General features: G+C 64.9%; 10 protein-coding genes. 4 read left to right on the top strand and 6 right to left on the bottom strand.

The annotated features are described in order from the left end of the window. Positions 1–3,150: an efflux RND transporter permease subunit gene (locus FYB76_RS03700; protein WP_154132735.1), complete on the bottom strand. Its 3,150-nt coding sequence runs from the start codon at positions 3,148–3,150 to the stop codon at positions 1–3. Positions 3,151–3,166: 16 nt separating this feature from the next. Further along, complete coding sequence (locus FYB76_RS03695) at positions 3,167–4,345, bottom strand: efflux RND transporter periplasmic adaptor subunit (protein WP_154132734.1); 1,179 nt, start codon at positions 4,343–4,345, stop codon at positions 3,167–3,169. A gap of 143 nt (positions 4,346–4,488) precedes the next feature. Between FYB76_RS03695 and FYB76_RS03690 the strand changes: the two genes are divergently transcribed. Then, positions 4,489–5,100 carry a TetR/AcrR family transcriptional regulator gene (locus tag FYB76_RS03690; RefSeq protein WP_154132733.1) on the top strand — a complete coding sequence of 204 codons (612 nt, stop codon included), beginning with the start codon at positions 4,489–4,491 and terminating at the stop codon, positions 5,098–5,100. Positions 5,101–5,112: 12 nt separating this feature from the next. Here FYB76_RS03690 and FYB76_RS03685 read toward each other — a convergent pair whose 3' ends face one another. The 4 genes from FYB76_RS03685 to FYB76_RS03670 all read right to left on the bottom strand — a co-directional run bounded on the left by FYB76_RS03685 (position 5,113) and on the right by FYB76_RS03670 (position 9,330). Beyond that, complete coding sequence (locus FYB76_RS03685) at positions 5,113–6,234, bottom strand: porin (protein ID WP_154132732.1); 1,122 nt, start codon at positions 6,232–6,234, stop codon at positions 5,113–5,115. A gap of 191 nt (positions 6,235–6,425) precedes the next feature. Further along, entirely contained in the window at positions 6,426–7,109 is a 684-nt protein-coding gene (gene ligK / locus FYB76_RS03680; RefSeq protein ID WP_370516296.1) for a 4-carboxy-4-hydroxy-2-oxoadipate aldolase/oxaloacetate decarboxylase, read from the bottom strand. A gap of 11 nt (positions 7,110–7,120) precedes the next feature. Further along, positions 7,121–8,164: an amidohydrolase family protein gene (locus FYB76_RS03675; RefSeq protein WP_154132730.1), complete on the bottom strand. Its 1,044-nt coding sequence runs from the start codon at positions 8,162–8,164 to the stop codon at positions 7,121–7,123. Positions 8,165–8,169: 5 nt separating this feature from the next. Continuing rightward, positions 8,170–9,330, bottom strand: a complete 1,161-nt coding sequence (locus tag FYB76_RS03670) for a 4-oxalomesaconate tautomerase (protein ID WP_370516290.1) — start codon at positions 9,328–9,330, stop codon at positions 8,170–8,172. A 131-nt stretch (positions 9,331–9,461) separates the two neighbouring features. Here FYB76_RS03670 and FYB76_RS03665 point away from each other — a divergent pair, with 131 nt between their 5' ends. The 3 genes from FYB76_RS03665 (at position 9,462) to FYB76_RS03655 (ending at position 13,604) form a co-directional block, all read left to right on the top strand. Beyond that, positions 9,462–10,667 carry a LysR family transcriptional regulator gene (locus FYB76_RS03665; protein ID WP_154132816.1) on the top strand — a complete coding sequence of 402 codons (1,206 nt, stop codon included), beginning with the start codon at positions 9,462–9,464 and terminating at the stop codon, positions 10,665–10,667. A 244-nt stretch (positions 10,668–10,911) separates the two neighbouring features. Further along, positions 10,912–12,243: an MFS transporter gene (locus FYB76_RS03660; protein ID WP_154132729.1), complete on the top strand. Its 1,332-nt coding sequence runs from the start codon at positions 10,912–10,914 to the stop codon at positions 12,241–12,243. Positions 12,244–12,296: 53 nt separating this feature from the next. Beyond that, positions 12,297–13,604: a gallate dioxygenase gene (locus FYB76_RS03655; protein ID WP_154132728.1), complete on the top strand. Its 1,308-nt coding sequence runs from the start codon at positions 12,297–12,299 to the stop codon at positions 13,602–13,604. Positions 13,605–13,683: the final 79 nt, after the last annotated feature.

Below are 13,683 nucleotides of genomic sequence, written 5' to 3'. Positions count from 1 at the left end.
TCAGTGCTCCGGGGAGATCGCGGGTTGGCCTTGCGGCGCGGAGGAAGGCTTGCGGGCAAACAGCTTCATGATGATCACGAAGAAGAGCGGCACGAAGAACACCGCCAGCACCGTGCCCGAGAGCATGCCGCCGATCACCGCCGTGCCCAGCGCATGCTGCGCGCCGGCACCCGCACCGCTGCCCAGCACCAGCGGCAGCACGCCGAGGATGAAGGCCAGCGAGGTCATCAGGATAGGACGCAAACGCATGCGCACCGCATCCATGGTCGCTTCCACCAGGCCCTTGCCGTGTTCGTGGAGATCCTTGGCGAATTCCACGATCAGGATGGCGTTCTTGCAGGCCAGGCCGATGGTAGTCAACAGGCCCACCTGGAAGTAGACGTCATTCATCTTCCAGGTCAGGATCGCGCCCAGCAGTGCGCCGAACACGCCCAGCGGTACCACCATGATCACCGAGAAAGGCACCGCCCAGCTTTCATAGAGCGCCGCCAGCGCCAGGAACACGATCAGGATCGAGATCGAATACAGCAGGCCGGTCTTGCCGCTGGAGGCCTTTTCCTGCAGCGACAGGCCGGTCCACTCATAGCCGATGCCGGGCGGCATCTTGGCCAGCGCCGCTTCCACGATGGCCATGGCTTCACCGCTGGAGGCCGCACCCGGCAGGGCCATGCCGAGGATTTCCATGGACGGCACGCCGTTGTAGCGCTCCAGGCGCGGCGAACCGGACGCCCAGCTGGCGGTCGAGAAGGCGCTGAAGGGAACCATGGTGCCGGCGCTGTTGCGCACGTACCAGCGGTCCAGGTCCGAGGGCAGCATGCGGTATTGCGCATCGGCCTGCAGCATCACCTTCTTGACGCGGCCCTTGTCGATGAAGTCGTTGACGTAGCTGCTGCCCCAGGCGGTGGCGATGGTGTCATTGATGTCGGACATGGCCACGCCCAGCGCACCGGCCTTGTCGGTATCGACATTGAGGCGGAACTCCGGCGTATCTTCCAGGCCATTGGGGCGCACGGCCACCAGGCGCTTGTCCTGCATCAGCGTACCCAGCAACTGGTTGCGGGCCTGCATCAGGGCGGCATGACCGAGGTTGGCTTCATCCTTCAACATCAGGTCGAAGCCGGTGGCATTGCCCAGTTCGGACACCGCCGGCGGCGCGAAGGCAAACACGCGGGCATCGCGAATCTGCGCGAAGGCGGCACCGGCCTTGGCCGCCACATCGGTCACCGACAGTCCGGGGCCCTTGCGCTCATCCCAGGGCTTGAGCTTGATGAAGGCAAAGCCCATGTTCTGGCCGCTACCGGCGAAACTGAAACCGGAGACGGCGAATACGCCGGCCACCGCATCCTTCTGGTCCACCAGGAAATGATGCTCGACCTGTTCAATGACTGCATCGGTACGCGCCTTGGTGGCACCGGACGGCAACTGCAGGATCGCAAACAGCGTGCCCTGGTCCTCATCCGGCAGGAAGCCCACCGGCAGCTTCATGAAACCCGTCACCACCAGCGCCAGCAGCACCGCGTAAGCGGCCATGTAGCGCCAGCCGCGGCCCAGCATGTGGCGCACGATCCCCTGGTAGCGCAGGTTGCCGCGATCGAACTGGCGATTGAACCAGCCGAAGAAACCGGTGGTGGCCAGCGCATGGCCCTTGGCTGCGGGCTTGAGCAGGGTGGCGCACAGGGCCGGGGTCAACACCAGCGCCACCAGCACCGACAGGGTCATGGCCGAGACGATGGTGATGGAGAACTGGCGATAGATCACCCCGGTCGAGCCGCTGAAGAAGGCCATCGGCACGAACACCGCCGCCAGCACCAGCGCCACGCCGACCAGCGCGCCACTGATCTGGCCCATGGACTTGCGGGTGGCCTCCTTGGGCGGCAAGCCCTCCTCGGACATCACGCGCTCGACGTTTTCCACCACCACGATGGCATCGTCCACCAGCAAACCGATGGCCAGCACCATGGCAAACATGGTCAGCGTATTGATGGTGAAGCCGAAGGCTGCCAGCACGCCGAAGGTGCCCAGCAGCACCACCGGCACGGCGATGGTGGGGATCAGCGTGGCGCGGAAGTTCTGCAGGAACAGGTACATCACCAGGAACACCAGCACCACCGCTTCGATCAGGGTGCGCACCACTTCCTCGATGGAGATGCGCACGAAGGGCGTGGTGTCATAGGGCTTCTGCACCTTCATCCCGGCGGGGAAGAACTTCTCCAGCTGGGCCACGCTGGCGTCGATGGCCTTGACGGTATCGAGCGCATTGGCACCGGTGGCCAGCTTGATGGCCAGGCCGGCCGCGGGCTTGCCGTTGTAGCGGCCGACCGAGGTATAGCTCTCGCTGCCCAGTTCGATGCGGGCGACATCGCGCAGCTTGACCCGCGCACCACCGGAGAGCGTGCGCAGCACGATGTTCTGGAACTGCTCGGCCGTGCGCAGACGGGTCTGGGCGGTGATGGTGGCGTTGATCTGCTGGTTCTCGGCCGCAGGCAAGCCACCCAGCTGGCCCGACGAGACCTGTACGTTCTGCGCCTGGATGGCGTTCTTCACGTCCAGCGGGGTCAGGCTGTAGCTGTTGAGCTTGTCGGGATCGAGCCAGATGCGCATCGCATATTGCGAACCGAAGAGCGTGGTATCGCCCACGCCTTCCACCCGGCTGATGGCGTCCTGGACATTGGCGGCCACGTAGTCCGACAGGTCGGAGCCGCTCATGCTGCCATCTTCCGAGGTAAAGGCCAGCACGTTCAGGAAGTTGGTGGCCGACTTGGTCACGGTGATGCCCTGCTGCTGGACTTCGGAGGGCAGCAAGGGCGTGGCCAGGGAGAGCTTGTTTTGTACCTGCACCTGGGCCGTATCCGGATTGGTGCCGTTCTCGAAGGTCAGGGTGATGGTCACCGTCCCGGACGATTCACTGGTGGAGGCCATGTAGCTGAGACGATCCAGCCCCTTCATCTTCTGTTCGATGATCTGGGTCACGGTGTCTTCCAGGGTCTTGGCCGACGCCCCCGGATAGTTGGCGGTGATGGCGATGGCCGGTGGCGCGATGGCCGGATACTGCGCAATCGGCAGGGTCAGCACCGAGATGGCGCCGGCCAGCATGACGATGATGGCGAGCACCCAGGCGAAGATGGGGCGGTCAATGAAGAAGCGAGCCATGATGTCGTCCCGCCTTTCAGTTGGTGCCGCTGGCGGTACCGGCGCTGGCCACCGTGGCCTTGGGCGACCACGGCACCACCTTCACCTTGGCCCCGGGCTTGGCGGACTGCTGGCCGTCGACCACCAGCTGGTCGCCTTCCTTCAAGCCGCTGCTGACCAGCCACTTGTCGCCGATGGCGCGGTCGGTCACCAGGGCGCGCTGCTCCACCACGCCTTGCGCGTTGACCACGAAGGCCACCGGCTTGCCGGCACCGTCGCGGCTGACTGCCTGTTGCGGCACCAGCAGGCCCTGCTGGCGCACGCCCTCCTGCAGCACGGCGCGCACATACATGCCCGGCAGCAGGTCGGCCTTGGGGTTGGGGAAGACTGCGCGCAGCGTGATGGCGCCGGTGTCCTGGTTGACCGTCACATCGGAGAACTGCAGCGTTCCTTCCTGCGCGTAGGTACGGCCGTTCTCCAGGATCAGCCTGACCTTGGCGCCGTTGCCGGACTTCTGCAATTCGCCATTGGCCAGTGCTTCCTTCAGGTTGAGCCAGTTGGTGCTGGACTGGGTCACATCGACGTAGATGGGATCGAGCTGCTGGATGGTCGTCAGCGCCGTGGTCTGGCTGGCGGTGACCAGGGCGCCCGGCGTCACGCTGGACTTGCCGATGCGGCCCGAGATGGGTGCATCGACCTTGGCGTAATCGAGGTTGATGCGGCTGGTCTGCACGTTGGCCCGGGCCGAGCCGACGTCGGCCTCGGCTTCCCCCAGGGAGGCGACGGCGTCATCGTAATCCTGCTGGCTGACCGCCTTGATGGCCACCAGCTCCTTGTAGCGGCTGGCCTTCAGGCGCGCCGTCTTGACGCTCGCCTCGGCCTTGGCCAAGGCGGCCACGCTGCTGTCATAGGCGGCCTGATAGCTGGCCGGATTGATCTGGTACAGCACCTGCCCGGCCTTGACGTCGCTGCCCTCGCGGAAATTGCGCGCCTTGACGATGCCATTGACCTGCGGCCGCACGTCAGCAATCTGGTAAGGCGAGGTCCGGCCCGGCAGCTCGGTGTGCAGCTCTACCGGCTCGGTGCGCACCGTCATCACGCCCAGCACGGGCGTACCTGCGGCCGGTGGCGGCCCGCCCGGCGGCTTGCCGCAGGCACTGAGGACACTGAGGATGGCCAGTGCAGCGACGGGCCGTAGAAGGGGTGTGGTGCGCATGAAGGACTCTCCGGAAAGGGAAGAAGGTTTTTATAACGATACCGAACTGTACAGTATTATTAATTGACAGTTCTTCCCCGGTCAAGCAATACTGAACACATCTGTACGAAAATGACACTTGTAAAGAAAACGGAGACAGTTCGATGAGAGTCAAGACCCCTGCGCGGCGCGAGGCCATCCTGGCCGTGGCGGCCGACGTCTTCAAGGAAATGGGTTTCGAGGGTGCGTCCATGGCCGAGATCTCGGCCCGCATTGGTGGCTCCAAGGCCACGCTGTATGGCTACTTCAAGTCGAAGGAGGAGCTGTTCGTGGCGGTGACCCACGGCGAGGCGAAGAAGCAGATGGAACCTGCCCTGGCCGCACTGGACCAGGAGGTGGACGATCTGGCGAAGACCCTGCAGGTCTTTGGTGAGAAGGCGGTCAGCTTCCTGTGCCAGGAAAGCACCTTGCAGACGCACCGCATGATCGTGGCCGAAGCGGGCCGCAGCGACATCGGTCGGCGCTTCCACGAAGAGGGACCGAAGATGGGGATGGAGCGCATCGCCGCCTTCCTGAAGAAGCAGATGGCAGCCGGCCGCCTGAGAACGGCCGACCCCATGCTGGCGACCCTGCAGCTGTGCGCCCTGCTCGATTGCGAGACGGTCAAGCCGATGATGCTGGGGCTGGAGACCAGCATCTCCCGGCCGCGCATGAAGCGCATGGTCGGCCGCGCGGTAGAGACCTTCCTCGCGGCCTACGCCATGCCTTCCGACTGAGAACGACGGTCCTCAGAAGGTATGCCGGATCCCCAGTTGCACGCCGGTCTCGCTGGCGCCCGCATCCGGGCTCAAGGCCTGGCTGGCCGTGAAGCTGGCACCGGTCATGCGATAGGCGGCGGTATTCTGGTTGACCAGCCGTGAGGCCACCGCATACAGCCGCGTGCGCTTGGAGAGGTCGTAGTTCACGATCAGGCTGAACTGGCGCGCGTTGTTGTTGTAGCGCGAGCCGTCCTTGACATAACCGCCACCGGCACCGACCGTAGTCTGCGCATTGATGCGGTAGTCGGCCGAGAGGCTGTAGGTGTTGTGATAGTCGCCCGCCGTATTGCCGACCACGGCACCGGCAGGATCGTACTTGCCGGCCGGGTTGGTGAAAACATTGCCGGTGGTGGCCGAGATCACTTCGTTGGTGCGGAAGAAGGCCAGGTAGACCTTGCCGCTGCCATACTCAACATTGCCGCCCAGCATGAACTGTTTCACGCTGTTGGTGTTGGTGGCGTTGTTGGCGTTGAGATAGGCGCTACCCACGTAGAGCGGTCCCTGCTGGGTCTGCATGCCGATCTGGTAGACCGCATTGCCGGCGGTGCTGCCGGCGCGCTCGCCGACCGAGTAATGCAGTTCCAGCGTGGTATTGGCAAACTTGGGCGAGATGTAGCTGATGTCGTTGTCCACCCGCGCCAGCCAGTTGGCGAAGTTGTTGTAGGCCGAGCCATAGGTGGCCGCACCGAACGCATCCATATTGCCCGAGTAGAGGAACATGACGCTGTTCTGCCGCCCCACGCGCACTTCGCCGAAGCCGCCGCCGAGGCCGACCCAGGACTGGCGGTCGAAGTAGCGATAGCTGTTCTGCAGGCCGCCGGTGCTGGGATCGAAACCGGTTTCCAGATTGAAGCTGGCGCGATAGCCGCCACCCAGATCCTCGACGCCCTTGAAGCCGAGACGGCTGGTCATCTGGCCGTTGTTGCCCATGGCCCAGAGCGAAGTGTCCTTGCCGCCGACGGTGCTCTTCTGGTAGGCCGTATAGACGTCCACTACGCCATAGATGGTCACTGAACTCTGCGCGAAGGCAGCGGGGGCAGCGGCCAGCAGCAGGGCTGCCGGGATGAGACGGATGGGGTGTTGCAACTGCATAAGGAATCTCCTCCTGTGGTTGAATCGGTCTGGTTGATCCAGTGTTCTTGTCAATGTCGATGGCCTGCATCAAGGGCGCGCTGCCGGGCAGCGCACGTGTCAGTTCAGCTCGGCGTGCGCCTCTTCTGCGTGGGCGCTCTCTTCTTCCCCTCGCGGTTTCCTGCCAGGTTCGTCCTGCGGGTCACATAAAATCAGTCGATGTATTTCAGGCCGGCCGCTTCCAGCGGCGCGCGCATCTTGTACATGTCCAGCCCCAGCACGCCGGCGGCGAGCTGGGCGCGCTTCTCGCCTTCCAGGGCTTCGCGCTTCTGCGCCACCTCGGCCACACGCACGGCATCAGCGGCAGGTACGGCCACCACACCATCATCATCGGCCACGATCACGTCGCCCGGATTGACCAGGGCACCGGCGCAGATCACCGGCACATTGACCGAGCCCGGTGTGGCCTTGATGGTGCCCTTGGCGCTGATGGCGCGGCTCCACACCGGGAAGCCCATTTCCTTCAACACCTTCACGTCGCGCACACCGGCATCGATGATGAGGGCCCGCGCCCCGCGTGCCATGAAACTGGTGGCCAGCAGGTCGCCGAAATAGCCGTCGGTGCACTCGGCCGTGATGGCCGCCACCACGATGTCACCGGGACGGATCTGCTCGGCCACCACGTGCATCATCCAGTTGTCGCCGGGGTGCAGCAGCACGGTCACGGCCGTGCCAGAGACGGTGCTACCGGGAAAGATCGGACGCAGGTAGGGCTTCAACAGGCCGGTGCGGCCCTGCGCCTCATGCACGGTCGCCACGCCGAACTGGCCGAGCTGTCGTACGGCGGCGGCATCGGCGCGTTCGATCTGGCGCTTGACCACGCCAAGCTGGTTGATCAGGGGAGTGCTCATGCTGTCAGTCCTTTCGCGTTGAGGGCGGCATCCAGGCGCGGGTAGACGCGGCGGGCATTGCCTTCGTAGATCTGGTGGCGCTCTTCGCGGCTCAGGGCGGCGGCCTCGATGTAGCGCTTGGTATCGTCGTAGTAGTGGCCGGTCTGCGGATCAATGCCGCGCACCGCTCCGATCATCTCGGAGGCGAACAGCACGTTCTGTACCGGGATCACGCGCGTGAGCAGGTCGATGCCCGGCTGGTGATACACGCAGGTGTCGAAGAAGATGTTGTTGAGCAGATGCTCCTCCAGCAGCGGCTTCTTCATCTCCTGCGCCAGGCCACGGAAACGGCCCCAGTGGTAAGGCACGGCACCGCCGCCGTGCGGGATCAGGAACTTCAGCGTCGGGAAATCCTTGAACAGGTCCGAGGTCAGGCACTGCATGAAGGCAGTGGTATCGGCATTGAGGTAATGCGCACCGGTGGTGTGGAAGCAGGCATTGCAGCTGGTGCTCACGTGGATCATGGCGGGCACCTCCAGCTCCACCATCTTTTCGTAGAGCGGATACCAAGAGCGGTCCGACAGCGGCGGCGCAGTCCAGTGCCCGCCCGAGGGATCGGGATTGAGATTGATGCCGACGAAACCATATTCCCGCACGCACTTTTCCATCTCCGCAATCGAGGTGCGGATATCGGCCCCCGGCGACTGCGGCAGCATGGCCGCACCGATGAAGTGATCGGGAAACAGCTGCGCTACCCGATGGCACAGCTCGTTGCAGATGGCCGCCCAGGTCTGGCTGGTCTTGAGATCGCCGATGTGATGCGCCATGAACGAGGCGCGCGGCGAGAAGATGGTCAGATCCGCACCGCGTTCGCGCATCAGTCGCAACTGGTTGCTTTGGATGGATTCGCGCAGTTCGTCGTCGCTGATCTTGAGCTCGGCCACCTTGGGACCGAGTTCAGGCGTGTTCAGGTTGGCGATCTGCCGGTTGCGCCAGTCTTCCAGCGCCTTGGGGGCGGTGGTGTAATGGCCATGGCAGTCGATGATGAGGGAGTCTCGCATGGGATTCAGGAATGTTCTGTCAGGAGTTCGGCGGGAACCAGGACTTCCCCGCGCAGGATGGGACGCGCCGTGCGCAGCAGCGCGGCACGCAGGATCTGTTGCTGGTCATGGGGATCAAGCTCCAGCGCGACGCTGAATTCGCCGCTGGGATGCTCCACCGAGACGGTGCGCTGCAAGCCGCTGCCGGCCAGCGCCAGCCCCTGGGCTATGGAGCCTTCCAGCACGCAGGCGGTGGCGACGGTGACGGCGGCCAGTACACCGATGGCCTCGTGGCAGACATGCGGGATGAAGCAGCGGGTGCTGATCGTGCCACCCGCCAAGGGGGCAGACAGCAGGCACATCTTGGGATAATTCCTGGCGCTGACCTCACCCAATCCCATGAGCGGACCGCAGGCCAGCCGCAAAGCCTCCAGCCGCTCCTTCAGGACCGCGTCGGCATTGAGGGCAGCCACGCTTTCATCACCGGTCAGGCCGAAATCAGACGCGCGCACCAGCACCATGGGCATGCCATTGTCGATCAGGGTGGCAGCAGTCTCGCGCTGCTCACCGCCGGGGGTGGCGTAGCGCACCCGGTCTTGCACGCGCCCCGTAGGCAGCATGGCAGGGCTGACCGAGCCCGCCGTGTCGAGGAAGTTGATGCTGACCGGTGCCGCCGATCCCGGCACGCCATCGATACGGGTATCGCCCCGATAGCGCAGGCGGCCGCCCGGTGTCTGTACCGTCACATCGCACTGCATGCCGGTGTTGAGTGTGAGAATGCGCGCGGTGGTGGTCTCGGGACCGGCAGCGATCAGGCCGCGCTCGATGGCAAAGGGCAGCACGGCAGCCAGCATGTTGCCGCAATTGGGGGTGGTATCGACGCGGTCCGATTCAGGCTGCAACTGTGCGAACAGGAAATCCAGGTCCACCCCGGTCACACGGCTGCGGCTGACGATGCCGGCCTTGCTGGTCAGCGGATGGGCACCGCCGAGGCCATCGATCTGGCGACGATCGGGAGAACCCAGCGCGGCCAGCAGCACGCGATCGCGCGCAGCGACATCCTGTGGCAGGTCGTCGGCCACGAAGAAGGGACCGCGCGAGGTGCCGCCGCGCATCAGGGTGCAGGGAATGGCCAGCAGGTCGGACGCGTCAGCGTCGCCAGGAGCAGGGAAATCAGGATCAGGCACGGCGCTTTACCTTTGAAAACAATGGCGTCGAGTATGCGTGAGCGCCTTGTCGGCTTGGTTGCGTTGTGGGCCTTCCTCTGTTCTAATTTTCTAATCGCGCTCAGAAATCAATGTCCCCGGATCGTCTCGCCATGGCCCTGCTCAACCTGCGTCACCTGCACGTCTTCAATGTTGTCGCCACCACTGGCGGCGTGCGCCGCTCCTCCGACACGTTGCTGCGCGCCTCCTCTGCGGTGGCGCGCTCGGTGGCGGCGCTGGAGCAGAGCCTGTCGGCGCAACTGTTCGAGCGCAAGGGCCGCGGCATGCTGCTGACCGCCGCTGGCCAAGCCGTGCGGCTGCGCGTCGAACGTATCGAAGCCGAACTGCGCGAGGTACGCGACGATGCGCTGCGCCTGCGCGACCGAAACGGCCAGCCGGTGGGCAGCCTGGACGCGCTGTTCAACGAACGCCGCCTGCATGCCGCCGCGCTGCTGGCCGAAACGCATCACATGCCCAGCGTGGCGCGCCTGATGGAAGTGTCCCCCTCGGCGGTGAGCCAGGCCCTGTCGATGCTGGAGGGCATCCTCGGGCAGGCGCTCTTCTTTCGCACCGCACACGGGATGTTGCCCACCGATGCGGGCCGCCGCTGGACCGAACGCTTCGGCCGGGCGCTGGCCGAGCTGCGCCATATTCCGGAAGACATCGCCGCCCTCGACGGTGTGGTGCAAGGCACGGTGACCGTCGGGGCCTTGCCGCTGGCGCGTTCGCAACTGCTGCCGGCGGCGATGACGCGGGTACTGGCGCGCCATCCGCGGCTGCAGATCCGCTCGCTGGAAAGCCCCTATGAAGAACTGGCCGCCGGCCTCATGAGCGGACGCATCGATTTCATCGTCGGCGCATTGCGCGCCTTTTCCAGTGACACCTTCGACATGCGGCCGCTGGTGGCCGACAGTGCCGCCCTGATCGCACGGGCCGGGCACCCGCTGGCGCGCCGCAAGAAGCTGTCCCTGCGTGATCTCGACGGCTATCCCTGGGTGCTCTCACGAGCCGGGACGCCCCTGCGCGATTCCATCGAGCAATTCTTCCGCGACAGCCGCTGGCCGGCGCCCCGTCCAGCGGTGGAGACCGGCGACCTGGCGTTGCTGCGCGGACTGCTGGTGGGCAGCGACATGCTCACCGTGATCTCGGCCCATCAACTGCAGCATGAGATCGCCACCGGGCAGCTCACCACCCTCCCCTTCGCCATGCGCGGCATGGAGCGCCGCATCGGACTGATGCAGCGCAAGGGTGCGCATCTGTCGCCCGGCGCCCGGGCCCTGCAGGAAGCCATCGAAGCGGTCGCCGCAGCACTGGACTGAACCGCGCACGCCCGCAGCAGGCGGGCCCCAAGCGGTACGAGCGCGCTTGCCCGGATGCATAAAAAATCCATCACGATTAGCAAATGGCAACGCTCCGGTAGCCGAAAGCAATACTCGCCAGCCCTCCCCGTCTTACACTTTGTGCCAAGTCGAGGCACGCTGGTGCTGCCTAGACAGGTAATCCCCAAGCCGCGTGCAGACAAGCCGGCAGATCCCGACAATTCGACACCATTACGGAGACTTAATGAATACAGCACAATCGCTGGACGTGCGCTCGCACATCAACGGGCGCAAGATGTCCGGCTACCAATGGCTACTGCTGATCCTGTGCTTCCTCATCGTGGCCACCGACGGCATGGACGTGGCCATCATGGGCTTCCTGGCACCGGCCATCACCAAGGAGTGGGGCATCTCGCGCGCAGCCTTCGGCGTGGTCATGAGTGCCGCGCCCATCGGTCTGGCCGTGGGTGCGCTGCTGGTCGGTCCGCTGTCGGACCGCTATGGCCGCAAGAAACTGCTGATGACGGCGGTGGCCTGGTTCGGTGCGTGCAGCCTGGCCTGTGCCTTCGCGCATGACGTGGTCACGCTCTCGGTGCTGCGCTTCCTGACCGGACTTGGCCTGGGCGCGGCCATGCCCAATGCCACCACCCTGCTTTCCGAGTACGTCCCCGAGCGTTCGCGCAGCACGCTGCTGGCGATCATGTTCACCGGCTTCAACCTGGGCTCCGGCCTGGTCGGATTCCTGGCCGCCGCCCTGCTGCCGGATTACGGCTGGCGCACCGTGCTGATGGTCGGCGGTGCCATTCCGCTGCTCTGCCTGCCGTTCTACCTGTGGCTGGTGCCGGAGTCGGCGCGCTTCATGGTGGTGCGCCACTATCCCGCCGAGCGCATTGCGCGCACCCTGGCGCGCGTCTGCGGCAGCCAATTCGCCGCCGGCCAGACCTTCAGCGTGAGCGAACCGCCGGTCAAGGGCGGCCAGCCGGCCAAGGTCCTGCTCTCGGACGCCTATCGCAAGACCACCCTGTCGCTGTGGGGCACCTACTTCATGGGCTTGCTGGTGATCTACCTGCTCTCCGGCTGGCTGCCCACGCTGATCAAGGATGCCGGCCTGCCCATCGAGAAGGCGGCCAGCATCACGGCACTGTTCCAGCTGGGCGGTACCGTCGGCGCGCTGGTGGTAGGCTTCCTGATGGATCGCTGGTCGCCCAGCCGTGCCATCGCCTGCGCCTACATCGCCGGTGCCGTCTTCATCCTGCTGCTGGCGTCCGGCAGCGTGCAGTCGGGCATGTTTGCGGCCTACGTGCTGCTGGCCGGCTTCTGCATGAGCGGCGCACAAACCGGACTGAACGCCTTTGCCCCCTCCTGCTATCCGACCGTGGTGCGTGCGACCGGCGTATCGTGGATGCTGGGGGTGGGCCGCTTCGGCAGCATCCTGGGCTCCTTCGCCGGCGGCGTCCTGCTGTCGATGGGCTGGGGCTTTGGTGCCGTCATCGCCATTCTCGCGGTCCCGGCGACGCTGGCGGCGCTGATCATCGTCTTCATCCAGATGGGACAGCGTCCGGCGGCAGCGGTTTGATCAAGCTGCTGCATCAATCACATCGGATTCATCTGTTACAGGAATAAATCGTCATGGCCAACATCGTCGGCGCCATCGCCACCTCCCACACACCGACCATCGGCTTCGCGCTGGATGCCAACAAGCAGCACGATGCGGTCTGGGCGCCCATCTTCAAGGCTTACGAGCCGGTGCAGCAATGGCTGCAAGAGAAGCAGCCGGACGTGCTGCTGGTGGTCTACAACGACCACGTGACCTCCTTCTTCTTTGACCATTACTCCGCCTTTGCGCTGGGGGTGGGCAGCGAGTACCAGGTCGCCGACGAAGGCGGTGGTGCCCGCAAGCTGCCGCCGGTGGGCGGCCAGGCGGCGCTGGCGCGGCATATCGGCAGCTCCCTGATGGCCGATGAATTCGACATGGCCTTCTTCCAGAACAAGCCGCTGGACCATGGGTGCTTCTCGCCGCTGTCGATACTGTGGCCGCACCAGGAGGGCTGGCCCGGCCAGATCATCCCGCTGCAGGTAGGCGTGCTGCAGTTCCCGATCCCCACCGCGCGCCGCTGCTACAAGCTGGGCCAGGGCTTGCGCCGCGCCATCGAAAGCTATCCGGAAGACCTGGACGTGGTCATCGTGGCTACCGGCGGGCTGTCGCACCAGGTGCATGGCGAGCGTGCGGGCTTCAACAACACGCCGTGGGACCATCAGGTCCTCGATCTCCTGCAGCATGATCCGGAGGCGCTCACGCGCCTGACCCACGCCGAGCTGGCGACCCTGGGCGGACTGGAGAGTGCCGAAGTCATCATGTGGCTCATCATGCGCGGGGCCATGCCGGCAGGCGTGAATTGCCTGCATCGCGAGTATTACCTGCCCTCCATGACCGGCATCGCGGTGGCCGTCTATGAACCGGCGGTGCCGGCCGATGCGGCCTTGCAGGCGGCCGAGGTGGCGCGTCATCGCGAGCACGTGGCGCAGCAGCTCAAGGGTATCGAGCAACTGCAAGGCACCTATCCCTTCACGCTGGAGACGGCCAATACGCGCTACCGCATCAACCGCTACCTGTACCAGCTGATCCAGCCGGCGTTCCGCGAGCGCTTCCTGGCGGATCCGCAAGCGACCTATGCGCAAGCTGGTCTGTCGCAGGAGGAATGCGACATGATCAGCCGCCGCGACTGGCAGGCCATGATCCGTTATGGCGTGATCTTCTTCCTGCTGGAAAAGCTGGGCGCGGTGGTCGGCGTATCAAACCTGCATATCTACGCGGCGATGCGCGGTCAGTCGCTGGAAGAATTCCAGAAGACGCGCAATGCGCCGGGAGCGCTGTATTCGGTGGCAGGGGCGGCATCGGACAAGGCTGCGGATTGGAACAAGACCGGGACCCGGTGAGCGTGTTCTTCCTGCTGACGTAAACCGCATCGCGCCCTCCCTCGGAGCGGCGCGATTTTTTATGGCCGTTGCCATTCAA

Origin of the sequence: Herbaspirillum sp. CAH-3, from assembly GCF_009668275.1 — a bacterium.
Taxonomy (GTDB): Bacteria; Pseudomonadota; Gammaproteobacteria; order Burkholderiales; family Burkholderiaceae_D; genus Herbaspirillum; species Herbaspirillum aquaticum.
Note: the sequence above shows the minus strand (reverse complement) of the source record. Positions and strands in the feature narration are given on the sequence as shown.